The sequence below is a fragment of the Streptomyces xylophagus genome (genome assembly GCF_000716435.1).
Lineage (GTDB): Bacteria > Actinomycetota > Actinomycetes > Streptomycetales > Streptomycetaceae > Streptomyces > Streptomyces xylophagus.
Genome location: NZ_JNWO01000009.1, coordinates 239,042 through 263,441, shown reverse-complemented (window position 1 = coordinate 263,441; position 24,400 = coordinate 239,042). Strand labels below are relative to the sequence as shown.

Genomic DNA, 24,400 nt, shown 5'->3' with positions numbered 1-24,400 from the left:
CCTGTGACCCTAACTGTCAGCGTCGCATGGCACGATCGAACCCTGACACATTCGGCTTCGGCACGTCCGACCTCGACGCCCGTGGAGACCCCAGCGATGTTCATGTTCTTGTTCCTGGTCGTCGCGCTCGCCGTCGTGGTCGGCGCCGTGACCCTCTCGGTGATCGGCGGCGGCGACAGCGCCCCGCTGCCGGACGCCGCGCCCGAGCGCCTCGACGATCCGCTGCCCCTGGACCGGCCGGTCGACCGAGCCGACGTGGAGACGCTCCGGTTCCCGCTCGCCGCGCGGGGCTACCGCATGGCCGAGGTGGACGACGCACTGAGTCGCATCGCCGCCGAACTCGCCGAGCGCGACGCTCGGATCGCCGACCTGGAGTCCGCGCTGGCGGGCGCCCAGGCCACCGCCCACGTCTCCATGGAGAAGCCCGCGGAAGGCGACCGCCAGTGAGCGACGCCGTCGCCGGTCCGGACGGCGCCCTGCGCTGCCCCTGGGCGCTGTCCACGGAGGACTACGTCACGTACCACGACGAGGAGTGGGGCCGCCCGGTCCACGGCGACGACGCCCTCTACGAGCGGCTCTCCCTGGAGGCCTTCCAGTCGGGCCTCTCCTGGATCACGATCCTGCGCCGCCGCGAGGGCTTCCGCGCGGCCTTCGCCGGCTTCAAGATCGCCGAGGTGGCCACCTTCACGGACACCGACCGCGAACGCCTCCTCGCCGACGCCGGCATCATCCGCAACCGCGCGAAGATCGACGCGACGATCGCCAACGCGCGCGTGCTGGACGACTGGGCGCCGGGCGAACTGGACGAGTTCATCTGGTCCTACGCCCCGACGCCGGGCCCGGCCCCGAAAACCCTCGGAGACGTCCCGGCGGTCACGGCCGAGTCGACGGCCCTGTCGAAGGCCCTCAAGAAACGGGGCCTGAGATTCGTCGGCCCGACGACGGCGTACGCACTGATGCAGGCGTGCGGTCTGGTCAACGACCACCTGGTGGACTGTGTGTCCCGCCGTTCCTGAGCCGGCTCAGCGGCCCAAGTACTTCGGCTTCTCCTTGTTGACGAAAGCCTGCACAGCGATCGCGTGATCCTCCGACGCGCCCGCCCGAGACTGGAGTTCGTCTTCTTTCTCCAACGTCTCCTCAAGGGTGTGCGAGAGGCCGTAGGCGACGGCCTCCTTCAGCGCCGCATACGCCACGGTCGGCCCATCGGCCAACGCCCGGGCCACCTTCTCGGCCTCCGCGTGCAACTCGCCGGCGGGGACGAGACGGTTGGCGATCCCCAACTCGTACGCGTCCTGCGCCGAAATCGTCCGAGGAAACAGCAGCAGGTCGGAGGCACGCCCAGGTCCGACGACCCGAGGCAGCGTCCAGGAGATGCCGGAGTCGGCCGTCAGCGCGACCCCCGCGAAGGACGTGTTGAAGCCCGCGGTGTCCGCCACGACCCGGTAGTCCGCAGCCAGGGCAAGCCCGAATCCAGCGCCCGCGGCGACCCCGTTGACCCCGGCGACCACGGGCTTCGCCATACCGGCGATCGCCCGCACGATGGGGTTGTAGTGCTCCTTCACCGTGGTCATGGTGGCCCCGGTCCCGGCCTCCCGGTCGGAGGCCAGCAGCGTGATGTGCTCCTTGAGGTCCTGGCCCACACAGAACGCCCGCTCCCCGGCCGCGGTCAGCAGCACGGCGCGGACGGCGTCGTCGCCCGCCGCGGTCTGAACCGCCTCCCGGAGGGCGACCTTGGTCGCGATGTTCAACGCGTTCATCGCCTCGGGGCGGTTCAGCGTGATCGTCGCGAGTCCGTCGCTCACCTCATAGAGCACGGTGTCGGCCATGGTGTGTCCCCTCCGGTGTCGCGGCTCCGGCGTACCGGTCGGTACGCCGTACGTCCGTAGGACAGCATGGCGGAGATCACCGTCCGAGCACCGGACCGGACGTGTGACCTGCGTCAAAGAATTCCGGTCCGGATTCGGTCGACGCGGGTCGGTGCGGCGGCGAAGTATCGCAGTCGCATCGGCGAATTGAGTGGTTTTGCTCGTGCGCGTTGCCCAAGCGATGCCGACTGATGTTGGTCATCGGGTCCTGAGATGCGGGATAATGGCTTGGAAGCAATGTGTTCGATGCCGGTGACGCGTGTCTCATTAGGGGCCGCGCGTGCCCTCCATGGGGCCGTCGGCGACGATGAGCTGGTTTCAGGAAGGGGAACGAGCATGGCGGCCATGAAGCCGCGGACGGGCGATGGCCCGCTCGAGGTGACCAAGGAGGGGCGGGGCATCGTCATGCGCGTTCCGCTCGAAGGCGGCGGTCGGCTCGTCGTCGAGCTGACCCCTGACGAGGCCGACGCGCTGGGCGACGCCCTCAAGAAGGTCGTCGGCTGACGCGGCGGAACGCGACCATACCCCTTCAGCTGCCCCGGCATCCGAGATGGTGCCGGGGCACGCTGCTTTCCTGAACTCCTATGGCCTGCCCACTGGTTGAGGCCTGTCTACCGTTTGACGGCGCACAGCAGCCCGTCGCCGACCGGGAGCAGCGACGGCACCAGCTCGGGGCTCTCGCGCACGGCCCGCAGCAGCTCGCGCAGCCGCAGTACCTCGGTGGGCTGGGGGCCCGAGTCGACGGTCCGGCCGTTGGCGAAGACGCCCTCGAAGACCACCAGGCCACCCGGACGCAGCAGGCGCAACGATTCAGCGAGATAGTCCAGGAACTCCTGCCGGTCGCCGTCGCAGAACACGAGGTCGTAGCCGGCGTCCGCGAGCCGGGGCAGCACGTCCAGGGCGCGGCCCGGAATGAAGCGGGCCCGGTTGCTGGCGAAGCCGCAGGCGCGGAAGGCCTGGCGGGCGAACTGCTGGTGGTCCGGCTCCGGGTCGACGGTGGTCAGTACCCCGTCCGGCCGCATCCCGTACAGAAGATGCATTCCGGAGACGCCGGTCCCGGTTCCGATCTCCGCCACCGCCTTCGCGTCCACGGTGGCGGCGAGCATCCGCAGCGCGGCGCCCGTGCCGGGCGACACCGAGCGCAGCCCTGCCTCGCGGGCCCGGTCACGGGCCCAGCGCAGTGCTTCGTCCTCGGCGACATAGGCGTCGGCGAACGCCCAGCTCGTCTGCCGGTTGCCGGTAATGACCCTCTCCTGTCCCCGTGGTTGCCTGGGCGTGACTGTATCCGTTGGTGCCGGGAACCTGCTGATGGGACCGGGCGTTTAGAGGGGGAGGAATGCACTGGGGGACGCGACCGGAGGGAAGAGCGGGGGATGAGGATGGATCAGTACGTCGGGCAGAGGCACCAGCAGGGCGACGAGCAAGGTCACGAACAAGAGCTCTCACCGCCGCGAGGTCGGTATGAGCGTGTATCAAATTCTCGTAAAACCGCTTATCCGGAGCTAACGGGCGAGGTGGCTATGGTAGGGGCTCCACTGGACACCACCAGAGCCGACAGGGGAGGTGCGGCTGTACCTGTGGATCGGGGAGGAGTGCTCCGGCGCTTTCTCGGATCGGCGGGCAGGCCGAAATCCGTGAACGACACCGCTGCTGACCACAGCCACGCCGCTGACCATGCCCAGACCGCGACCTTCTCCACCGACGCGGACGGGCAGGCGTGGACTCCGCCCACCTGGGAGGAGATCGTCAGCACCCACAGCGGCCGTGTGTACCGGCTCGCGTACCGCCTGACGGGGAACCAGCACGACGCCGAGGACCTCACGCAAGAGGTCTTCGTCCGGGTCTTCCGTTCGCTGTCGACGTACACGCCCGGCACCTTCGAGGGCTGGCTGCACCGCATCACCACCAACCTCTTCCTGGACATGGTCCGCCGCAAGCAGCGCATCCGTTTCGACGCGCTGGGGGAGGACGCGGCCGAGCGCCTGCCCAGCCGCGAGCCGTCGCCCCAGCAGGTCTTCAACGACGCGCACTTCGACGCCGACGTCCAGCAGGCCCTGGACACCCTCGCCCCGGAGTTCCGGGCCGCGGTCGTCCTGTGCGACATCGAGGGTCTCTCGTACGAGGAGATCGCCGCGACCCTGGGCGTCAAGCTCGGCACGGTCCGTTCCCGGATCCACCGCGGCCGCTCCCAGCTCCGCAAGGCCCTCGCGCACCGCTCGCCGGAAGCACGGGCCGAGCGCCGTTCCTTCGTGGCGCGTGTGCCCGCGCTGGGGGGAGGGGGCGCGACCGCGTGAGTGGATCACGTCCTACGCCTGCGGAGCAGCATCTGGGAGACCGACTTTCCGCCCTGGTGGACGGGGAGCTCGGTCATGAGTCGCGCGATCGCGTACTGGCACACCTGGCCACCTGCACGAAGTGCAAGGCCGAGGCCGACGCACAGCGCCGACTGAAGAACGTGTTCGCGGAAATGGCCCCACCGCCCCCCTCCGAGAGCTTCCTGGCCCGTCTCCAGGGGCTTCCCGGGGGAGGCGACGACACGGACGGCGAGGAGCCGCCCGGCGGGGGACTCTTCGCCGGGGTCGGCTTCTTCGGCGTGAAGAGGGACGGCCCGCTCGACGCGTTCGAGTTCGGCTATGTCCCGGCGGGCCCGCACGCCTCCACGGCCCTGGCCCCTTCGTCACCCTCCGCGCGTGAGGGTTTCCGCATCCATGACGTCAGTCGGCACGACACCGACCGCTCCGCCTCGCGCGGGATGCGGTTCGCGTTCGTCGCCGCCGGCGCGGTGTCGCTGGCCGCGATCGCACTGGGCGGGGTGGCCACGGTCACGCCGGGCGACGCGGCAGCCGAGGCGCGGGGCGCGGGTGTGACTCCGGCGCGTACGCAGGGCACGGGCGCGGTGACTCCCGACGCGGGCCGTCGCCGTGGTGGCGTCGGACCCCTGCTCGCCCAGGGTGCGAGCCAGCGGTCGATGCTCGGCGACACCTCGGTGGCACCGACGTCCGTCTCCGCGCCGCTGCTGCCCGGGGTGCCGTCTCCGGCGGTCGCCCGGGGCGACGAGGTCATGCACACGCTGAGCGCGCCGGTGATGGCCGGTGCGGCGGTCATGTCCCCACTGATACGCCCGCTGAACGCGACCCCGCCGGTCGCCCTCACGTCCTGGTCCACGGCCCCCGAGGTCATGGCCCCCGGCCTGCTGCGCGCCCCCGTCCCCGACACCACCTCGTCCCCCTCTCCCGCCCCCTCCACCTCCTCCCGCCCCCACCGCTGACCAGCCCCTGCACCGCGACCGGCGAACCTGGTTGAATCCGGGGAGTACGGGGTGGCGCGGCCGGTTGGTGGGGAGCACATGAACGACGGGACACCGAAACCGAGGCCCACGAAGTCGAAGTGGTGGGGTCGGGGCCGGGCCGGGGATTCCGGAGCGATGACGCCGGGTGCGGATGGGGCCGAGTCTCCAACCAGCGGTGTGGCTGCGGACGTTGACGGTGACCTCGAACCGGCCTCTCCCATACCGGCACCCGCCCACCGGCCCGAGCCCCTGCACGACCCCGACCCCCACAGCACCCCGCCGTACGGCCAGCCGGGTCCCTGGGCGCCTGCGCCGCCCGTCCAGCACCCGACGGTCACCTCCGGGTACGACGTGGCGCCACAGGTGCTTACAGGGGCCCCTGGTGCCCCTGTTGCCGGTGGTGCCGGTGGTGCCCAAACTCCACCATCACCGTCCGACCCCGACCTTGATCCTGACCCGCACCCCGACCTCCCCGCCACCAACCCCTGGCACCGCTACGACCCCTGGGCAACCCCCGCCCCCCTCCAGCAGAACGGCGCCCCCGCTCTCACCCACCAGCAGCGCCGCAACCGCGCCCGGAAACGCCTCGCCGCCTCCGCGCTCGGCATCGCGCTGCTCTCCGGGGGCGTCGGAGGGGTCGTAGGGGCGTACATCGAGCGGGACGGCGCGGGTGGGGACATCGTGTTGTCGCAGGCCGGGGAGGAGGCCAGTGGGCGGGCGCCGGACAGTGTGGCCGGGATCGCCGCTCGGGCCCTGCCCAGTGTCGTGACCCTGCATGTGACCGGGGACGAGGAGTCGGGGACCGGTACCGGGATCGTGCTGGACACGCGGGGGCACATCCTCACCAACAACCATGTCGTGCAGCCCGCTGGGAGCGACGGTGAGATATCCGTGAGCTTCAGTGGGGGACAGACCGCGAGGGCCAAGGTCGTCGGGCACGACAGCGGATACGACCTCGCCGTCGTGCAGGTGAGCGGTGTGCGGGGGCTCCGGCCGATGCCGCTCGGCAATTCCGACAACGTGCGGGTCGGTGACCCCGTCGTAGCGATCGGGGCGCCCTTCGATCTCGACAACACCGTGACGTCCGGGATCATCAGCGCCAAGGACCGGCCCATCACGGCCGGCGGCGACGCGGCGGACGGGAGTGACGTCTCGTACGTCGACGCGCTCCAGACCGACGCGCCCATCAACCCCGGCAACTCCGGCGGGCCCCTGCTGGACTCGCAGGCGCGGCTCGTGGGGATCAACTCGGCGATCCGCTCCGCCGACGACGGTACGGACACGGGAGACGGTCAGGCCGGTTCCATCGGGCTCGGTTTCGCCATCCCCGTCAACCAGGCCAAGCGTGTCGCCGAGGAGCTGATCAACACCGGGAAGGCCACGCACCCCGTCATCGGCGTCACCCTCGACATGGACTACACCGGCGACGGAGCCCGCGTCGCCGCGAAGGGCAGCGGCGACGGTCCCGCCGTCACCGCCGGCGGCCCCGGTGCCAAGGCCGGCCTCAAAGCGGGCGACATCATCACCGGGGTCGACGGCGAGCGCGTCCACTCCGGCGACGAACTCATCGTCAGGACCCGAGCCCACCGTCCCGGCGACCAGCTGCGCCTGACCCTCCGGCGTGACGGCAAGGACATGACGGTGTCGCTCGTCCTCGGCTCCTCGACCACGGGATGAGCCGGTTATTGACAGAAACGTCACAGGTGAGAGCCCCGCGCCCCGTCCCACTAGGCAAACAACCCGGAAAACCGGTCGTGTACACCCACTCGTAGCCCCCGGGACAGTACCGGTCGGGTGGGATCGCCGGGTACCGTGGACCCGGCCCGGACCACGGAAGACCGCACAGACCACCGAGGGCCGAGGGCCGAGGACATCGCTAGGAGCTTCAGGTGTTCAATGACATAGGACCGCTAGAGCTGGTGACGATCATCGTCCTCGCTGTGCTCGTCTTCGGTCCGGACAAGCTCCCGAAGGTCATCCAGGACGTCATGCGGACGATCCGGAAGATCCGAGAGTTCTCGGAGAGCGCCAAGGCGGACATCCGCGAGGAGCTGGGCCCGGAGTTCAAGGACTTCGACTTCGAGGACCTCAACCCCAAGACGTTCCTGCGCAAGCAGCTGGACAACGACGAACTGGGGCTCAAGGAGATCCGCAACGGCTTCGACCTGAAGAAGGAGATGGCCGAGGTCACGGAGGCCGTGCAGAACGCGGACACCCCCTCCTCCTCTTCGTCCTCCTCTTCCTCCGGCAGCGGTCGTCTCGACATGACAAAGAAGCCCGAGGACCCGGAGAAGGACGAGCGCCCGCCCTTCGACGCGGACGCCACCTGACCGTGCCTCAGGCGCGTCATACGTGACGCGTTTCATACGTCCCCGACGTCTTCCACGCCTCCGTACGGCCTGAACACGGCCCCCGTGCGCCTCACGCGCCGGGCGCTTTCCGGGCTGCTTCCCGCGAGGTGGCTATGCTGCCGAGTTGTTGTGCGGACCGGGCGAGTCGCCCGAAGGGGGGCGGGCCGCCCCGGTCCGACGAGAGCGAGGAGGCGTCCGGGCATGGAGACGACGAGTCGGGTAGGCGCGCAGGCGCCGGCCGCGGAGGGTGGACAACAGGTCCCCTCCGCCCGGCGCACGGTCGACAGCTACCTGCTGGCGCCCTTCCCGTGGTACGGCCTCGACGAGGCCTTCACGGGGCCGCGCTGGCTGATGCAGGTGGGCATGGCGGCGGACGGAGCCGTCGAGCACGGTTCGATCGGGCACGGCGACGAGCCCTCCGTACGCAACGAAGGCACGGAGGACAAGGAGAAGTTCGCGGTGGTCGTCACCGTCGCGGGCAACCCGGCGCGGCGCACCGCGGACGGTACGGGTCTTCTGGAGGCCACGTCGGTGTCCTCCGCTGCCTGGCTCGCCGGGGTGGGGCTGCTGTCCTTCACCTGGCCCGGGCAGATGGACCACACGCTGCGGGACGACTGGCTGGAGCAGCAGACGGAGACGGCGTGGGTGCTGGCGGATGACCTTGCCGGTGACGACTGGTCGACGCTGTCCCTGCCGGTGGACGGGGTGCCGACGCCCTTTCACTACCGTGAGTCGGAGTTCGGCTGGGTGCTCGCCGGGTCGACGCAGGAGGGCGTGCACGTGGGGGCGTACGGCAGGGGCATGAGCGCGTACGGGCTCGGCTTCGCCATGATCAAGGACATCGGCACATACGAGTAAAACCAGTGGGGAACTGCGGGCCGTATGTGGCTGGTCGCGCAGTTCCCCGCGCCCCTGGTTGGCTGCCCTAGAACTTGTTCCTGGGGGTGATCCCCAAGGACAGTCCCGAAAGACCTCGCTGCCGCCCGCCCAGCTTGCCCGCGATCGCTCGTAGCGCCGCGCCCGCAGGGGAGTCGGGGTCGCTCAGCACCACCGGCTTGCCCTCGTCGCCGCCCTCTCGGAGGCGGACGTCGATCGGGATGGAACCCAGGACCGGGACCGAGGCGCCGGTCGTGCGGGTCAGGCCGTCCGCCACCGACTGGCCGCCGCCGGAGCCGAAGACGTCGACCATCTCGCCGCAGTGCGGGCAGGGCAGGCCGGACATGTTCTCTACGACGCCGACGATCTTCTGGTGGGTCTGTACGGCGATGGAGCCCGCCCGCTCGGCGACCTCGGCCGCCGCCTGCTGAGGGGTCGTCACGACCAGGATCTCGGCGTTCGGGACGAGTTGGGCGACGGAGATGGCGATGTCGCCCGTCCCGGGCGGCAAATCAAGAAGAAGTACATCGAGATCGCCCCAGTACACGTCCGCCAGGAACTGCTGAAGGGCCCTGTGCAGCATCGGGCCGCGCCACACGACCGGTGTGTTGCCCGGGGTGAACATGCCGATGGAGATGACCTTCACGCCGTGTGCCGACGGCGGCATGATCATGTTCTCGACCTGGGTGGGAGTGCCGTCGGCGCCCAGCATGCGCGGCACGCTGTGGCCGTAGATGTCGGCGTCGACGACCCCGACCTTGAGACCGTCGGCCGCCATCGACGCGGCGAGGTTCACCGTCACCGAGGACTTGCCGACGCCGCCCTTGCCGGAGGCGACCGCGTACACGCGGGTGAGGGAACCGGGCTGCGCGAAGGGGACCTCGCGCTCGGCCTTGCCACCGCGCAGGGCGGTCGCGAGTTCCTTGCGCTGCTCGTCGCTCATGACGTCGAGCGTCACGTCGACGCGGGTGACACCGTCGACCGCGGAGACCGCATCGGTCACGCGTTGCGTGATCGTCTCCCTCATCGGGCAGCCGGAGACCGTCAGGTACACGGTCACCGCGACCGCTCCGTCCGCACCGATCTCCACCGACTTGACCATCCCCAGCTCGGTGATGGGTCGGTTGATCTCGGGGTCGTTCACCGTCGACAGCGCTTCACGCACCGCGTCTTCCGTAGCCATAGGGACGATGGTACGGCGCCGCACAGGGCCCCCGGTAAGCCCGTCAGCGGTCGTCTACGTCACGTGCCCGGGACCGTTCTGCCCGGACTGTCGGGAATACCGTGTGCCTGTCGTGCCGTTCGTCGAGTTCCTTCACCAGGTCCTGCAGTTCCGAGCGGATCCAGTCCCGGGTCGCCACCTCGCCGAGACCGATCCGCAGGGAGGCGATCTCGCGGGTGAGGTACTCGGTGTCCGCGATCGACCGCTCGTTCTGCTTGCGGTCCTGTTCGAGGTTGACCTTGTCGCGGTCGTCCTGCCGGTTCTGCGCGAGCAGGATCAGCGGGGCCGCGTAGGAGGCCTGGAGCGACAGCATCAGGGTGAGGAAGATGAACGGGTAGTTGTCGAAGCGCACGGCGCGCGGGGCGAAGATGTTCCACAGCACCCACGCGATGATGACGATCGTCATCCAGACGATGAACCGCCCGGTGCCGAGGAACCGCGCGATCCGCTCCGACAGCCGCCCGAAGGCCTCCGGGTCGTACTCGGGCACGAGCCGGCGCCGGGGCGGGCGCGGCTGGTCGAGCCGGGCCCGGGTCCGGGTGGTGGCGGTCGCGCCCGCCGGTGTCCGCTCGCGTGTGGTCTCGCGCTCAGGAGTCATGAGCCGCCACCTCCTCCGCCTCTGCCGATGTCGCTGAGTCTGCCTCGTGCTCGTCTTCGCCCTCGGTCTCGCCCTCGTCGAGATGGAACTCGGTCTCCCGCCAGTCCTCGGGCAGCATGTGGTCCAGTACGTCGTCCACCGTCACCGCGCCGAGCAGCGACCCGGTCTCGTCGACCACGGGCGCCGCGACCATGTCGTACGTCGCGAAGAACCCGGCGATGAGCTGCAGCGTCGCGTCCGGGTCCAGCGGTTGCAGGTCGTCGTCGATGATCGCGCTGACCAGGGTGTACGGCGGGTCGCGCAGCAGCCGTTGGAAGTGGACCGTGCCGAGGTACTTGCCGGTCGGGGTGTCGTCGGGCGGGCGGCAGACGTAGACCTGCGCGGCCAGGGCCGGCGAGAGGTCGGCGCTGCGGACGCGGGCGAGCGCGTCGGCGACGGTCGCGTCCGGCCGTAGGACGATCGGCTCGGTCGTCATGAGGCCGCCCGCCGTGTGCTCCTCGTACGACATCAGGCGGCGTACGTCGGCCGCTTCGGAGGGCTGCATCAGGTTCAGCAGGCGCTCCTTGTCGTCCTCGGGGAGTTCGGAGAGGAGGTCGGCCGCGTCGTCCGGGTCCATCGCCTCCAGGACGTCCGCCGCGCGCTCCTCCTTCAGCTTGCCGAGGATCTCGATCTGGTCGTCCTCCGGGAGCTCCTCGAGGACGTCGGCGAGGCGGTCGTCGTCGAGGGCGGCGGCGACCTCGGCGCGCCGCTTGGGGGAGAGATGGTGCAGGACGTTGGCGAGGTCGGCGGGGCGCAGCTGCTCGAAGGTGGCCAGGAGGCTCTCCGCGCCCTGTCCCTGCTCCTCCAGGGAGAAGCCGGTGACGGCGGACCACTCCACGGTCAGCGTCTCGCCCTTGGCCCTTCTGAAGGCTCCGCCGCTCCTGCCCTTCCGTACGAAGACGCGGTCGATCTCCCAGTCCCGGCGGGCCGGCAGATGCTGCACCGACAGGTCGAGGACGGTGACCTCCTCGCCGGTCTCGACGAGGGTGACGCGCCGGTCCAGCAGTTCGCCGAACACCAGCCGCTCGGTGGGCCGTTGCTCGAAGCGGCGGACGTTCAGCACGCCGGTGGTGATGACCTGGCCGGACTCGATGCCGGTGATGCGGGTCATGGGGAGGAAGATGCGGCGCCGGGTGGAGAGTTCGACGACCAGGCCGAGCAGCCGGGGTGGCCGCTGGCCGACGCGCAGCATGACGATCAGGTCGCGTACGCGGCCCACCTGGTCGCCGTTCGGGTCGAAGACGGCGACACCGGAGAGGTGCGAGACGAAGACTCGGGGAGCGCCCCCTGCCATGGCCGCACCTCCATTCTTTTCGTGGTTCGAGGCGTTCTTTTGATGGTTTCCGGATGTTCCGAATTGCCCGCTCGGATGGGCTTCAGGCTAGCCCGTCCGTTTGCGATCCGCGCAGGTGGGCGGTCCGGACGGACTGGCTCCGCCGCCGTCCGCCGGCCCCGGTACGCTGCCGTACGCCATCGCCCCCCCCGCCGCACGAAAGGCCCCCCACCTGTGACTGCGATCCCCCCGGTCCGAAACCGTCGTGCGGCGCTGCTCGGCGCGGTGTGTGCCCTGGTCGTGACGGGGCTGACGGGGTGCAGTGAGGATCCGGACGCGGGGACGAACGGGGTCGGCAAGCTGGCCGCCGACAAGATCCAGTCGACGTCGGTGTCGGCCGCGGGTGCCGCCGGCGCGGTACGGCTGTCCGGGACCGTCGTCACCAGCGGGCGGACGTACACGCTCGACATGCGGCTGAAGTCCGACGGCGGCAGCGGGTCGGTCACCTCGAAGGGGTCGACCTTCGGGCTGCTGAGGGTCGGCGAGCAGCTGTACCTGAAGGCCGATGCGGACTTCTGGAACAGCAACGGCGACTCGGGCGTCGGCGACTCGTTGCACGGCAAGTACGTGAAGGTGCCGCAGGGCGACCCCTCGTACAAGAAGTTCAGTGGCTTCACGGACAAGGACGTGCTCCTTTCCAGTCTGCTGACTCTGCACGGCACACTCGCGACGGACGGACACCACGACCAGAACGGTGTCCGCACCATCCGCATCACGGGTGACGACGGCTCCGGCGGCACCCTCGACGTCTCGCTGGAGGGCAAGCCGTATCCGCTCCGGCTGGTCCGCGCGGGCGGCGCGGGCACCCTCACCTTCTCGGACTGGGGCAAGAGCTTCGCCGTGACGGAACCGGCGGACGACGACACTGTCGACTACGGCAAGCAACTGCCGTCTTCCTAGCGGCAGTTACCTGCGTTTGCGTTTCTTCAGGAGCAGGCGCGGCAGGCTCGCCGGGATCGGCTGACGGGTCGTCGCCGGGGTCGGCAGCGGGGGCTCCGCCAGCGAACCCTCCGGCAGGTCGGCCGTCGCTCCCGTCGGCTCCAGACGCAGTACCCGGCACTCGCGTGCCCAGCGCCCTGTCATCGCCTCGCCGTCGGGGGCGTTGAGCCGCTTGCCCTTCAGCTCGGCTACGGCCGCGGTCCAGGCCTCGGAGTCCGGTGCCAGTTCCACGACCTTCGCCGTCCACGAGACCAGTCGGCCGCCCTTGTCCTTGCTGCGGACCGTGACCTCGGCGGTGCCGCCGTCGACCAGTCCCGGCAGCGGCTGTTCGCCCGGTCCGTCGCCGATCAGGCAGGCCGCGCCCTCGTGCCAGACATGCCACAGGGCGCGGGCCGGGACGCCCGGGCCGTTGACCCAGACGAGGCCGGACTTCTTTGTGGCCTCCTCGACGAGGGCCTGCTCGAGCAGCTCGCTTGTCATGGCGCTCAGCCTATCCAGGCCGCTCACAGCCAGCCGTTGCGCTTCAGGATGCGGTGGATCGACAGACAGACGGTCACGGTGAAGGTGAGCACCAGCGGATAGCCGTACTTCAAGTGCAGCTCCGGCATGTTGTCGAAGTTCATGCCGTACACCCCTGTGACCATCGTCGGTACGGCGATGATCGCGGCCCACGCGGTGATCTTCCGCATGTCCTCGTTCTGCGCGACGGACGCCTGCGCGAGGTTGGCCTGGAGGATCGAGTTGAGCAGCTCGTCGAAGCCGATGACCTGCTCCTGGACCCGGGCGAGGTGGTCGGCGACATCGCGGAAGTACTTCTGGATGTCGGGGTCGATCAGCCGCATCGGCCGCTCGCTGAGCAGTTGCATGGGACGCAGCAGCGGCGACACGGCGCGCTTGAACTCCAGTACCTCGCGCTTGAGTTGGTAGATCCGCGCCGAGTCGACACCGCGCGAGACCCCGCCCTTGCGGCCCGGCGTGAACACCTCGGTCTCCACCTCGTCGATGTCGTCCTGCACCGCGTCCGCGACCGCGACATAGCCGTCGACGACGTGGTCGGCGATCGCGTGCAGCACCGCCGAGGGACCGCGCGCGAGCAGCTCGGGGTCGTCCTGCAGCCGGTGCCGCAGCGCCCGCAGCGAGCCCTGGCCGCCGTGCCGGACGGTGATGAAGAAGTCCCGCCCGGTGAAGCACATGACCTCGCCGGTCTCGACCACCTCGCTGTTGGCCGTGAGTTGGTCGTGCTCGACGTAGTGGATGGTCTTGAAGACGGTGAACAGGGAGTCGTCGTAGCGCTCCAGCTTGGGGCGCTGGTGGGCCTGTACGGCGTCCTCGACGGCGAGCGGGTGCAGCCCGAACTCGCTTGCGATACCGGAGAATTCGGCCTCGGTCGGCTCGTGCAGCCCGATCCACACGAAGCCCCCGTCGCGGCGCACCAGACGCATCGCCTCGTGCGGGGTCAGCGGCTTGCCGGTGTCGACGCGGGCACCGTCGCGGTAGACGGCGCAGTCGACGACGGCCGACGGGGTACCGGGGTCACGCGTGGTGTCGTACGCGCCGCCGTCCTTGCGCAGGGAGGGACGGGACGGGCGGACCACGGCACGCAGGTCGCGGATCATCGACATGGCGGGCTCCTTCGCGACGAGCAACGAAAGGCGCCAACGACGGTTGGAACTGCCCGGAATGGGGACGTCCTGTGTGCGGATGTTTGGCACGTCCACAAAGCGGGGAGCACCGCACCGTCGCGGTGGCGAGTTTCGCTACTGATACAGGCACTGCACTGACTTACAGGCACCGACCGACTTCGGGCCGCCTTCGGAACAGGCGGACCACAGACACGGCCGGACAGATCAGGTAAAGAAACGAAGTGCTCTTCCGCGACGGTGAAGAAGTGCGAGCGGCGACAGCCGGCTGGAGGCCGGAACCAGAGCTACGACATCAGCGGCCGGAAGAGCGGGTGGTACTGCCAGGTCGACTTCGGTCCATTGCAGCCCCACCTCCTCCGGCCGGTCCCCCGTAGGGGAGTCTCAACGGCGTCGGGACTTGATCGCGACGCTTCAGCGTGCTGCCCCGAACGACCGGCCAAGACTATCAGCCGGCCGAAGTGTCAAGGCGCTGCTTTGCCCGGTACTGACGAGTTCTATGCTCCCCGCATGGTTGATGTTCTTGCTCTGGTCGAGGCCCGGTTGCGTACCGCGCTGGGCGAACCGGACGCGCGCGCGGCGGTCACTTTCCTGGGTACGGACCGCGTCGAGGTGCTGCGTTTCCAGGACGACGACCAGGAGGGGGCGATCGTCCGCTACGCCACGCTCGGCATGTCCGCGCAGCCGATGAGCGACCCCGCGGCGATGCTCGCCGACCCGGTCGCGGGACCGCGCGCCGAGCTGGTCCTGTCCGTGCGCGGCGGCCACGCCGACACCGACAAGGTGCTCCGCCCGCTCGCCGTACTCGCCGCGTCCCCGCAGGTCGAGGGCGTGGTCGTGGCCCCCGGCGCCTCCCTCGACGTGGGCGAACCGCTGTGGCCCGGCGCCCCGTTCACCTCGGTACTGGTCGCCGAGCCCGGTGGCCTGGTCGAAGACCTCGAACTCGACGAGCCCCTGGACCCGGTCCGCTTCCTGCCACTGCTCCCCATGACCCCGAACGAGGCCGCCTGGAAACGCGTCCACGGCGCGCAGGCCCTCCAGGAGCGCTGGCTGACGAACGGGACGGACCTACGGGACCCGTCCCGCAAATCCGTCCCGCTCGACTGACCTCTTGGATGACCGTACGCGTGACCGATCTCACCAACGCCCGGCCGGAATCCGTCAGTTGGCGAACACCGCGACACTGTCCTCCACCGCGTGCCTCGGCTCCAGTTCCTCGGCTTCGTGCGTGAGCGCGTTCCGTCGTACGAGGACCACCAGCGCGCCCAGCGCCGCGGTGATCGCCGCGACCACGAACGGGATGTGGATGTTGCTCCACCCCTCGATCCGCGGCGCGAAGAACGGCGCGGCAGCGGCGGCGAACCAGCGGACGAAGTTGTAGCCCGCGCTCGCCACCGGGCGCGGCGCGTCCGACACGCCGAGGGCCAACTCGGTGTAGACGGTGTTGTTCACGCCGATGAAGGCGCCGGACAGGATCGTGCAGACGACGGCGGTGGTGTGGCTGCCGTAGCCCAGGACGAGCACGTCGACGGCGAGCAGGACGAGTGAGCCGCCGAGGACCTTCAGGGAGCCGAACCGGGCCTGCAGGCGCGGCGCGACGAGGACCGAGAAGGCGGCGAGCAGCAGGCCCCACGCGAAGAACACGGCACCGGACTTGTACGGGGTCATGTCCAGCACGAACGGGGTGAAGGCCAGCACGGTGAAGAACGTGTAGTTGTAGAAGAAGGACGAGACGGCGGCTGAGGCGAGTCCGCCGTGGCCGAGGGCCTTGAGCGGGTCGAGGAGTGAGGTCTTGCGGGCGGGCTTCGGTTGCTCCTTCAGGAACACCGTGATGCACAGGAAGCCGATCGCCATCAGGAACGCGGTGCCGAAGAAGGGGTAGCGCCAGCTCTGGTTGCCCAGCAGGGCGCCGAGCAGCGGGCCGCAGGCCATGCCGAGGCCGAGGGCGGACTCGTAGAGCAGGATCGCCGCGGCGCTGCCGCCGGCCGCCGCGCCGACGATGACCGCGAGGGCCGTCGAGACGAACAGCGCGTTGCCCAGACCCCAGCCGGCCCGGAAGCCGACGAGTTCGGCGACCGAGTTCGAGGTGCCGGCGAGGCCCGCGAAGACCACGACGAGGGCGAGGCCGAGCAGCAGGGTCTTGCGGCCGCCGATGCGGCTGGAGACGAAGCCGGTCACCAGCATCGCGAGGGCGGTGATCAGGAAGTACGAGGTGAAGAGCAGGGACACCTGGCCGGCCGTGGCGTCCAGGCCCTTGGCGATCGACGGCAGGATCGGGTCGACGAGTCCGATGCCCATGAAGGCGACGACCGAGGCGCCGGCGGTGGCCCATACGGCCTTCGGCTGCCGCAGGATGCTGCCCGCGCCGGCGTCGGCTCCCGCGCCGGCTCCCGCACTGAAGGGGTCGTCCATGCTTCCTCCCAAGTAGTTGGTATATGCACATAGTAAGTTAGGCTGGGTAATTAATGCAAGCTGCATCTAGTTTCGCTCCGTGAGTGGTCCCGGCCGGACGGGTGATCGTCCTTGACGTGGGGGAGCGAGGGTAGGACCGTGGGGCCCTATGAGGGGCGAACCCAGTTGCCCGAAGTGTGGTGGCCGGGTCAGGGCTCCCGGACTCTTCGCCGATTCCTGGCAGTGCGATGTCCACGGGACCGTGCATCCGCTGCAGCCCGTGATCCCGCCCAGCGTCGAGGCGCTCAGTGTCGTGGTGCACCGGACGAAGGTGCCGGTGTGGATGCCGTGGCCGTTGCCGGTCGGATGGCTGTTCACCGGTGTGGCCTGTGCGGGCGATGACCGAAGTGGGGGGCGGGCTACGGCGGTCGCCTGCACCGGGCCCGGGCCGCTTGGGGGGATGGGGGAGTTGATCCTTGTCGCCGAGGAGCTGGGTGTCGGCCTTGGTGCGCGGTATGCGGGGATCGATGGGCCGGATCCTGGGCCTTATATGAACGTCGAGAAGCCTCCTCAGGCGAAGCTGCTTGCCGCGGGGCGGCCTACGCCGTTGTGGCATGTCGCGTCCGCGCCGGGTGATCGGGCGGTGTTTGCGGGGGAGGCGTTGGGGTTGTGGCTGTGGGCGGTTGTCTGGCCTGAGCAGTCGGGGTTGTTGATGTATGACGAGCTGGTGCTTACGGATCTGCGGGATGCGGGGGCAGAGGTGGATCTGGTGCCGTGCGGAGCCTTGTCGCCGCGCTTGCTGGAGCCGTAGCGCCTAAGGGGGTGCCGGGTTCTGTTGTGGGGCGTCTGCGGGTGCGTTGTGGCTGGTCGCGCAGTTCCTCGCGCCCCTTAAGGGCGAGATCCCTGGGGCGTTTATAGGGTCCCGGGGTTGCCGTTACCCTTGAGTGGTCCCCCGTTGAACTGTTGCCGTTTGGAGTCTGCGCGTGCGTGTTGATCTGCACACCCACTCCACGGCGTCCGACGGGACGGATTCGCCCGCTGAGTTGGTGCGGAACGCTGCCGCTGCCGGGCTGGATGTTGTTGCGTTGACCGACCACGACACCAGTCGTGGGTATGCCGAGGCGATCGACGCGTTGCCCTCGGGGCTCACGCTGGTCACCGGGGCTGAGATGTCCTGTCGGATCGACGGGGTCTCCATGCACCTGTTGGCGTACCTGTTCGATCCCGAGGAGCCGGCTCTGCTCGCCGAGCGGGAGTTGGTGCGGGACGATCGGGTGCCTCGGGCTCAGGGGATGGTCGCCAAGCTGCAGGAACTGGGTGTGCCCGTGACCTGGGAGCAGGTCGCGCGGATCGCCGGTCAGGGGTCGGTCGGGCGGCCGCATGTGGCCACCGCGCTGGTCGAGTTGGGTGTCGTACCGACCGTCAATGACGCCTTCACCGTGGACTGGCTCGCCGATGGGGGGCGGGCCCATGTGGCGAAGCACGAGACCGATCCCTTCGAGGCGATCCGGCTCGTCAAGGCCGCTGGTGGCGTGACCGTGTTCGCGCACCCCGGCGCCAGCAAGCGTGGGCACACCGTGCCCGAGGCCGCGATCGCCGAGATGGCCGCGGCCGGGCTCGACGGTATCGAGGTCGAGCACATGGACCACGATGCCGAGACGCGGGTGCGGTTGCGGGGGCTCGCGAAGGAGCTCGGGCTGCTCGTCACCGGGTCCAGCGATTATCACGGGAGCCGTAAGAGCGTGCAGCTCGGTGAGTACACGACCGATCCCGAGGTCTACGGCGAGATCACGCGGCGCGCCACGGGGGCGTTCCCGGTGCCGGGGGCCGGCGGAGTCTGAACCCCGCCTCCGACCGTTCGTCTCCGCTCACTCTCACCTGCAAGGCTTGTGGCTCACCCATGTTCGACGTCGCCGTCTTCGGCTCTCTCTTCCTGACCCTTTTTGTCATCATGGATCCCCCTGGGATCACCCCGATCTTCCTCGCGCTGACCTCCGGACGACCGTCCAAGGTGCAGAAGCGGATGGCCTTCCAGGCCGTGTGTGTCGCGGGTGGCGTGATCACCGTGTTCGGGCTGCTCGGGCACCAGATCCTCGACTATCTGCATGTCTCCGTGCCCGCGCTGATGATCGCGGGCGGGCTGCTGCTCCTGCTGATCGCGCTCGATCTGCTCACCGGCAAGACCGACGAGCCGAAGCAGACCAAGGACGTCAACGTCGCCCTCGTACCGCTGGGCATGCCGTTGCTCGCCGGGCCCGGTGCGATCGTGTCCGTCATCCTCGCCGTGCAGAAGGCCGACAGCGTGGCCACGCAGGTGTCGGTGTGGACGGCGATCCTCGCGATCCATGTCGTTCTGTGGGTGGTGATGCGGTACTCGCTGCTGATCATCCGGGTCATCAAGGACGGCGGGGTGGTGCTCGTGACGCGGCTCGCGGGGATGATGCTGTCCGCGATCGCCGTGCAGCAGATCATCAACGGGATCACCCAGGTGATCCGGGCGAGCTGAGAGGGGCCGGACACGCAGAACCCCCGCACGGCATCGGTGCCGTACGGGGGTTCTGAAGTCTGGTGGAGCTCTGCGGGAATGTCGTCGGTGTTACGAGGCTTTGGTCTCGGCGGGGCGGATCCACAGGCGCTGTCCTATGGCGGCAGCCTGTTGCACGATCCGATTGACGGAGGCGGCGTCCACGACGGTGCTGTCCACGGTGGTGCCGTCGACCTCGTCAAGACGCATGATTTCGAAGCGCATTGGCTTCTCCCTTCGTCTGGTCATCCTCCTGAGGAGAACTACTTGGTTACGTATGTAGTCAACGGGATGCGTGTTACAAACATTCCCTACGCTAAGGAAATTTTTCGCACGCCTAATTACTGACCGGTAAGAGATCGGCGCGAGACTGACCGGGACCGGTTGTGTTCGCAGCGTGACCGCCGGGACAATGGAGGCGATGAACGACGACCTCGCGGCCCTCAGCGCCCGCATCGACCGCACGAACGAGCTGCTGCAGCGCATGCTCGCCGAAGTGGCGAAGACGCCCTCGACGCATGCGATCTTCGTCGACGCCGGGTATTTGTATGCAGCCGCGGGCCGGCTCGTCTCCGGGACCGAGGACCGACGCACCTTCGACCTCGACACCGAGGGCCTCATCGAGGCGCTCATCGACAAGGCCCGCACGATCTTCGCGGACAGCCGGCTGCTGCGGGTCTACTGGTACGACGGCGCCCGGCGCCGCATCCACACCTCGGAGCAGCAGGCCATCGCCGAACTCCCTGACGTGAAAGTGCGGTTGGGCAATCTCAACGCCAACAACCAGCAGAAGGGCGTCGATTCACTCATCCGCTCCGACCTGGAGTCCCTCGCCCGGCACCGAGCCATCAGCGACGCGGCCCTCATCGGCGGCGACGAGGACCTGGTGTCGGCGGTCGAGGCGGCCCAAGGGTACGGCGCCCGCGTCCACTTGTGGGGCATCGAGGCCCCCGAGGGCCGCAACCAGGCCGAGCCGCTCCTCTGGGAGGTCGACAGCCAGCGCACCTTCGACCTCGACTTCTTCAAGCCGTACGTCTCCCGGCGCGCGACCGCCGTCTACGAGGCCACCGCCACCCGGCCCACTCGCGACGACGTCCGGTTCGTGGGCGCGCAGATCGCGGCGAAGTGGCTCTCGGCGCGGGGCCGGGAGGCGCTGGTGGAGCTGCTGCCCGGGCATCCGTATCTGCCGGGGGCGGTCGACCAGGACCTGCTGGTGGAGGCGGAGGGGCTGCTCCAGTACTCCCTGCGCGGCCAGGCCGATCTGCGGCGGGCGCTGCGGGACGGGTTCTGGGAGCACCTGCAGACGCAGTACTAGCGTTTTCTACTGGCTTGCGGTGTCCCAGAAGTCGGCGATGGCCTTGGCCGTCGCGGCCGGCTGGTCCGTGTTCGGTGAGTGCTCGGCCCGCGCGATGACCGTCCGCCGCGCCTTCAGTCGTACGGCCATGTCGTCGAGCAGTGGCACCGGCCAGGTGTCGTCGCGCGAACCCGACAGGACGTGGAAGGGCAGCGGTACGGTGGCCAGTTCGGCGACCCGGTCCGGCTCGACGCACAACTGGCGTCCCGCCGCGAGGAGTTGGGCCGGCTTGGTGCCCAGCCAGCGGCGCCGCAGGTCGGCCCGGTCGTCGAGCCCCTCGTCCAGCGCACCGCCGGTCTCGGTCTCCTCGGGTGCCTCCATCGCCTGGATCGCGTCCCACACCTCGGCCATCGACATCACGGCGAGCGCGTCCCGCAACAGCTTCACGCGCTGCTGCTGGGAGGCGGAGATCTCCGCCGGCCCCGACGCCATGAGCGTCAGCGACACGAACGGCGAGTCGTCGAGCAGCACGGCGGCTCGTGCGACGTGCCCGCCGAAGGAGTGCCCGAGCAGGTGCACCGGCGCACCGACCGCCTCGGCCAGCGCGAGCACGTCCCGCGCCAACTCGCCCTGGGCGTAGGCGGATTCGTCGTCGGCGGGCCCGTCGGTCTCGTACTGTCCCCGCCCGTCCACGGCGACGGTCCGGTACCCGCGCGCGGCGAACGCCTCGTGCAACGGGTTGAAGTCCTCCTTGCTGCCGGTGAACCCCGGCAGCAACAGCGCGACCCCTCTCGGCTCGACACCGTCGCCCACGGGCGAGTCCACGACGGCGAACTCACCGCGAGCGGTCCGCAACGGGTACGCGCGAGCGCCGGGGGGCGGGGTGAAGGAGGGGGGCTTGCTCATGGGGTGAGGTTATCCGGCGGGGTTGAGCGGGCCGGGAACGGGAGGGTGTAACCGGGGTTAACGGGGGAGCGGGGGAACGCGGACGGCCCGGCCCACTTCACGTGGGCCGGGCCGTCCGGTACCGATTTGTTGACCTTCGGGGGCGTATCAGCCCTCGGTGGCCTCCACCGCCGCTGTCGCCGCTGTCTTGCGGGGACGGCGCACCCTCGGCTTCGCCTCCGGTGCCTCCGCCGTCTCCGTGGCGACGGCGGCCGTCTTACGGGTGCGACGAGGCTTGGCCTCCGGCTCCTCGGCCACCTGGGCCGGGATCTCGGCGGCGACCGCAGCCTTGCGGGTGCGACGCGGCTTGGCCTCCACACCCTCGGCCGTGTCGACAGCGGCTTCGGCGGCGACGGCCGCGGTCTTCCGGGTGCGACGCGGCTTCGCCTCTACTGCGGCCTCGGCCTCCGGTGCCTCGGTGGCGACCGCTGCCTTACGGGTCCGACGGGGCTTCGCCTCGACGGCCTCGACCGTGTCCACGGCGGCGACCGCGGCCTTACGGGTGCGACGCGGCTTGGTCTCCACGACCTCCGGCGCCTCCGTGGCTACGGCGGCCGTCTTGCGCGTACGGCGCGGCTTGGTCTCGACGGCCTCGGCGGTGTCCACGGCGACGACCTCGGTCGGGGCCGCGGTCTTCCGGGTCCGGCGGGGCTTGACCTCAGCCGCGACCGGCGCCTCTGCGGCGACGACCGGAGCCTCGGCGACCTTCCGTGTCGTACGGCGGCGGGGCTTCGTCTCCGTGCCCTCCGCGGAGTCGAGCGACGCCTCGGCGGCACTGCCCTGCTCCTCGGTGACCTGCGCCGGGATGTCGGCGACGGCCTTGCGGGTACGGCGACGCGGCGCGGTCTCGACGACCTCGGCGGTCTCCACGGCGGCGACCTCGGCCGGAGCCGCGGTCTTCCGGGTCCGGGTGCGGCGCGGCTTGGTCTCGACGGCCTCGGCCGTGTCGACCGCGGCCACGGCTGCCGTCTCCGGCGCGGCCTCGACCGGCTCCGCGGCCTGTACGGCCTTACGGGTCCGGCGACGCGGCTGCGTCTCCTCGACGACCGGGGTCTCGGCGACCACGACCTCGGCCGCGGGCGTCACGATCTCGGCCTCGGCCGGCTTGCGGGTACGGCGGCGGCGCGAGGTCGCGGGGGCGTCCAGGGTCGAGCCCTCCGCCGTGGCCACTGCGCTCTCGGCGGCTTCGGGTGCGACTGTCGTGGCCGGCAGCTGCTCTCCCGTCGCTGCGTTGCGCGTGCGGCGACGACGGCGCGGGGTGCGGGTCGCGGTGTCCTCGGAGGCGGCCAGCGCGGTCTCCTCCGGAGTGGACGACGTCACGGCCGGAGCCGCCGAAGTCCCTTCCATCGGGGCGCCGTTGCGCGTACGACGGCGGCGGCGCGGGGTGCGCGCCGCGCGCTCGGTGTCGGCGGAACGGGACTCGTCCCGGCTGTTGTCCCGGCCGCTGTCGCGACCGCCCCTGCCACCATCACGACCACTGTCACGGCCGCCGTCGCGAGCACCACGACCGCCCCGGCCACGCGGACCGCCGCGACCGCCGGTCTCGCCGAGGTCCTCGACCTCCTCCGCGGCCAGCCCGGCGCGCGTGCGCTCCGAGCGGGGCAGGACACCCTTGGTGCCCGCGGGGATGTTCATTTCCTCGAAGAAGTGCGGGGAGGTGGAGTACGTCTCCGGCGGGTTCGGGAAGCCCAGGTCCAGCGCCTTGTTGATGAGCTGCCAGCGCGGGATGTCGTCCCAGTCGACGAGGGTGACCGCGATGCCCTTGGCGCCCGCGCGGCCCGTACGGCCGATGCGGTGCAGGTAGGTCTTCTCGTCCTCGGGGGACTGGTAGTTGATGACGTGCGTGACGCCTTCGACGTCGATACCGCGGGCGGCGACGTCGGTGCAGACGAGCACGTCGACCTTGCCGTTGCGGAACGCGCGCAGCGCCTGCTCACGGGCGCCCTGGCCGAGGTCGCCGTGGACCGCGCCGGAGGCGAAGCCGCGCTGCTGGAGCTGGTCGGCGAGGTCGGCCGCCGTGCGCTTCGTACGGCAGAAGACCATGACCGGGCCCCGGCCCTCGGCCTGCAGGATGCGGGCGACGAGCTCGGGCTTGTCCATGTTGTGCGCGCGGTAGACGAACTGCTTGGTGTTCGCGACCGTCGCGCCCTCGTCGTCCGGCGAGGTGGCGCGGATGTGTGTGGGCTGCGTCATGTAGCGGCGCGCGAGACCGATGACCGCGCCTGGCATGGTCGCCGAGAACAGCATGGTCTGACGCTTGGCCGGCAGGAAGTTGATGATCTTCTCGACGTCGGGCAGGAAGCCCAGGTCGAGCATCTCGTCGGCCTCGTCGAGGACGAGCGACTTGATGTGCTTGAGGTCGAGCTTCTTCTGGCCCGCGAGGTCGAGCAGGCGGCCCGGGGTGCCGACGATGACGTCGACGCCCTTGCGGAGCGCCTCGACCTGCGGCTCGTAGGCCCGGCCGCCGTAGATGGCGAGGACGCGGACGTTGCGCACCTTGCCGGCGGTCAGCAGGTCGTTCGTGACCTGCGTGCACAGCTCGCGGGTGGGGACGACGACGAGTGCCTGCGGGGCGTCGGTCAGCTGCTCGGGCTTGGCCCGGCCTGCCTCGACGTCCGCGGGGACGGTGACGCGCTCCAGGAGCGGGAGGCCGAAGCCCAGCGTCTTGCCGGTGCCGGTCTTGGCCTGGCCGATGACGTCCGTGCCGGAAAGGGCGACGGGGAGCGTCATCTCCTGGATCGGGAACGGGGAGACGATACCGACGGCCTCAAGGGCCTCAGCGGTCTCGGGAAGGATTCCGAGCTCTCGGAAAGTAGTCAGGGTGCTGCCTCTTCTGTGTGCGCGGTGCGAGGCGAGCGCGGGGGTCGTGTCAGGACCGTGCCGGGGACGTCGGCTGCCTTACGGACAACCCGCGAGGGCAAGCCGTACTGCACGGGACCACTGCCGACGCTCTAGCGCTCGAACCGCTGAGGGTCCCCCTCCGAACTTCGTACGCAACGTGCCGTACGGGCGAGGAGGGCTGTCGGGTCGGAGCCGATCGGGCCACCGACCGGGCATCCTCATTCGTGCGGCCCGGCGAATACTCGGCGGGCGC

General features: G+C 69.9%; 25 protein-coding genes. 14 read left to right on the top strand and 11 right to left on the bottom strand.

The features are described from left to right. The first annotated feature begins 96 nt into the window (after positions 1-96). Entirely contained in the window at positions 97-447 is a 351-nt protein-coding gene (locus tag OO70_RS23235) for a DivIVA domain-containing protein (RefSeq protein WP_199827379.1), read from the top strand. Beyond that, the gene (locus OO70_RS23230; protein WP_043674710.1) at positions 444-1,016 is read left to right on the top strand and encodes a DNA-3-methyladenine glycosylase I; all 573 of its coding nucleotides are present in this window, start codon (positions 444-446) and stop codon (positions 1,014-1,016) included. Before OO70_RS23235 ends, OO70_RS23230 begins: the two co-directional genes overlap by 4 nt. A 6-nt stretch (positions 1,017-1,022) precedes the next feature. On the opposite strand, the gene chcB is transcribed toward OO70_RS23230, so the two are convergent. Next, on the bottom strand, positions 1,023-1,826 hold the full coding sequence (gene chcB / locus OO70_RS23225) for a 2-cyclohexenylcarbonyl CoA isomerase (protein WP_043674708.1): 804 nt from the start codon (positions 1,824-1,826) through the stop codon (positions 1,023-1,025). Positions 1,827-2,201: 375 nt separating this feature from the next. Here chcB and OO70_RS52615 point away from each other — a divergent pair, with 375 nt between their 5' ends. Then, positions 2,202-2,369 (top strand): DUF3117 domain-containing protein, encoded by a 168-nt coding sequence (locus OO70_RS52615; RefSeq protein ID WP_003966491.1) that lies wholly within the window; start codon positions 2,202-2,204, stop codon positions 2,367-2,369. 107 nt (positions 2,370-2,476) lie between these two features. On the opposite strand, the gene OO70_RS23220 is transcribed toward OO70_RS52615, so the two are convergent. After that, positions 2,477-3,175, bottom strand: a complete 699-nt coding sequence (locus tag OO70_RS23220) for an O-methyltransferase (protein ID WP_078651523.1) — start codon at positions 3,173-3,175, stop codon at positions 2,477-2,479. Between the two features lie 282 nt (positions 3,176-3,457). On the opposite strand from OO70_RS23220, the gene sigE reads away from it, so the two are divergent. The 5 genes from sigE to OO70_RS23195 all read left to right on the top strand — a co-directional run bounded on the left by sigE (position 3,458) and on the right by OO70_RS23195 (position 8,363). After that, entirely contained in the window at positions 3,458-4,159 is a 702-nt protein-coding gene (sigE, locus tag OO70_RS23215) for an RNA polymerase sigma factor SigE (protein ID WP_019072074.1), read from the top strand. After that, positions 4,156-5,133, top strand: coding sequence for an anti-sigma factor family protein (locus tag OO70_RS23210; protein ID WP_043674702.1), 978 nt, complete (start codon positions 4,156-4,158; stop codon positions 5,131-5,133). The genes sigE and OO70_RS23210 overlap by 4 nt, the downstream gene beginning before the upstream one ends. A gap of 78 nt (positions 5,134-5,211) precedes the next feature. After that, the gene (locus OO70_RS23205) at positions 5,212-6,831 is read left to right on the top strand and encodes a S1C family serine protease (RefSeq protein ID WP_043674698.1); all 1,620 of its coding nucleotides are present in this window, start codon (positions 5,212-5,214) and stop codon (positions 6,829-6,831) included. A gap of 212 nt (positions 6,832-7,043) precedes the next feature. Continuing rightward, positions 7,044-7,484, top strand: a complete 441-nt coding sequence (locus OO70_RS23200) for a sec-independent translocase (protein WP_043674695.1) — start codon at positions 7,044-7,046, stop codon at positions 7,482-7,484. A 222-nt stretch (positions 7,485-7,706) separates the two neighbouring features. After that, complete coding sequence (locus OO70_RS23195) at positions 7,707-8,363, top strand: hypothetical protein (RefSeq protein ID WP_043674693.1); 657 nt, start codon at positions 7,707-7,709, stop codon at positions 8,361-8,363. Positions 8,364-8,430: 67 nt separating this feature from the next. Here the strand turns inward: OO70_RS23195 and OO70_RS23190 are convergent, their stop codons facing one another. Genes OO70_RS23190 through OO70_RS23180 form a run of 3 tightly spaced genes read right to left on the bottom strand, consistent with a single transcriptional unit; the run spans position 8,431 to position 11,534 of the window. Next, on the bottom strand, positions 8,431-9,564 hold the full coding sequence (locus tag OO70_RS23190) for an Mrp/NBP35 family ATP-binding protein (protein WP_043674690.1): 1,134 nt from the start codon (positions 9,562-9,564) through the stop codon (positions 8,431-8,433). Positions 9,565-9,607: 43 nt separating this feature from the next. After that, positions 9,608-10,201, bottom strand: coding sequence for a DUF1003 domain-containing protein (locus OO70_RS23185; protein ID WP_043674688.1), 594 nt, complete (start codon positions 10,199-10,201; stop codon positions 9,608-9,610). Beyond that, complete coding sequence (locus tag OO70_RS23180) at positions 10,191-11,534, bottom strand: magnesium transporter MgtE N-terminal domain-containing protein (RefSeq protein WP_043674686.1); 1,344 nt, start codon at positions 11,532-11,534, stop codon at positions 10,191-10,193. The genes OO70_RS23185 and OO70_RS23180 overlap by 11 nt, the downstream gene beginning before the upstream one ends. A 213-nt stretch (positions 11,535-11,747) precedes the next feature. Here OO70_RS23180 and OO70_RS23175 point away from each other — a divergent pair, with 213 nt between their 5' ends. Continuing rightward, positions 11,748-12,473 carry a LolA-like protein gene (locus tag OO70_RS23175; protein WP_063749735.1) on the top strand — a complete coding sequence of 242 codons (726 nt, stop codon included), beginning with the start codon at positions 11,748-11,750 and terminating at the stop codon, positions 12,471-12,473. A gap of 6 nt (positions 12,474-12,479) precedes the next feature. On the opposite strand, the gene OO70_RS23170 is transcribed toward OO70_RS23175, so the two are convergent. Then, positions 12,480-12,992 (bottom strand): hypothetical protein, encoded by a 513-nt coding sequence (locus OO70_RS23170; RefSeq protein WP_043674684.1) that lies wholly within the window; start codon positions 12,990-12,992, stop codon positions 12,480-12,482. A gap of 23 nt (positions 12,993-13,015) precedes the next feature. Then, complete coding sequence (locus OO70_RS23165) at positions 13,016-14,134, bottom strand: magnesium and cobalt transport protein CorA (RefSeq protein WP_043674681.1); 1,119 nt, start codon at positions 14,132-14,134, stop codon at positions 13,016-13,018. A 528-nt stretch (positions 14,135-14,662) separates the two neighbouring features. Between OO70_RS23165 and OO70_RS23160 the strand changes: the two genes are divergently transcribed. After that, positions 14,663-15,259: a suppressor of fused domain protein gene (locus OO70_RS23160; protein ID WP_043674678.1), complete on the top strand. Its 597-nt coding sequence runs from the start codon at positions 14,663-14,665 to the stop codon at positions 15,257-15,259. A 54-nt stretch (positions 15,260-15,313) separates the two neighbouring features. On the opposite strand, the gene OO70_RS23155 is transcribed toward OO70_RS23160, so the two are convergent. Continuing rightward, a complete protein-coding gene (locus tag OO70_RS23155) occupies positions 15,314-16,564 on the bottom strand; it encodes an MFS transporter (protein WP_043674675.1) in 1,251 nt (416 codons plus the stop codon). Between the two features lie 148 nt (positions 16,565-16,712). On the opposite strand from OO70_RS23155, the gene OO70_RS23150 reads away from it, so the two are divergent. The 3 genes from OO70_RS23150 (at position 16,713) to OO70_RS23140 (ending at position 19,049) form a co-directional block, all read left to right on the top strand. Then, positions 16,713-17,354, top strand: coding sequence for a DUF6758 family protein (locus OO70_RS23150; protein ID WP_043674672.1), 642 nt, complete (start codon positions 16,713-16,715; stop codon positions 17,352-17,354). 172 nt (positions 17,355-17,526) lie between these two features. Next, a complete protein-coding gene (locus tag OO70_RS23145; RefSeq protein WP_043674669.1) occupies positions 17,527-18,384 on the top strand; it encodes a PHP domain-containing protein in 858 nt (285 codons plus the stop codon). 59 nt (positions 18,385-18,443) lie between these two features. Then, positions 18,444-19,049, top strand: a complete 606-nt coding sequence (locus OO70_RS23140; protein WP_043674666.1) for a MarC family protein — start codon at positions 18,444-18,446, stop codon at positions 19,047-19,049. A gap of 90 nt (positions 19,050-19,139) precedes the next feature. On the opposite strand, the gene OO70_RS55400 is transcribed toward OO70_RS23140, so the two are convergent. Continuing rightward, positions 19,140-19,292, bottom strand: a complete 153-nt coding sequence (locus tag OO70_RS55400) for a hypothetical protein (RefSeq protein WP_019058373.1) — start codon at positions 19,290-19,292, stop codon at positions 19,140-19,142. 196 nt (positions 19,293-19,488) lie between these two features. On the opposite strand from OO70_RS55400, the gene OO70_RS23135 reads away from it, so the two are divergent. Further along, positions 19,489-20,382: an NYN domain-containing protein gene (locus tag OO70_RS23135; protein WP_043674663.1), complete on the top strand. Its 894-nt coding sequence runs from the start codon at positions 19,489-19,491 to the stop codon at positions 20,380-20,382. A 6-nt stretch (positions 20,383-20,388) separates the two neighbouring features. On the opposite strand, the gene OO70_RS23130 is transcribed toward OO70_RS23135, so the two are convergent. Next, positions 20,389-21,267, bottom strand: coding sequence for an alpha/beta fold hydrolase (locus OO70_RS23130; RefSeq protein WP_199827378.1), 879 nt, complete (start codon positions 21,265-21,267; stop codon positions 20,389-20,391). 147 nt (positions 21,268-21,414) lie between these two features. Continuing rightward, positions 21,415-24,036: a DEAD/DEAH box helicase gene (locus tag OO70_RS23125; protein ID WP_043674660.1), complete on the bottom strand. Its 2,622-nt coding sequence runs from the start codon at positions 24,034-24,036 to the stop codon at positions 21,415-21,417. Positions 24,037-24,400: the final 364 nt, after the last annotated feature.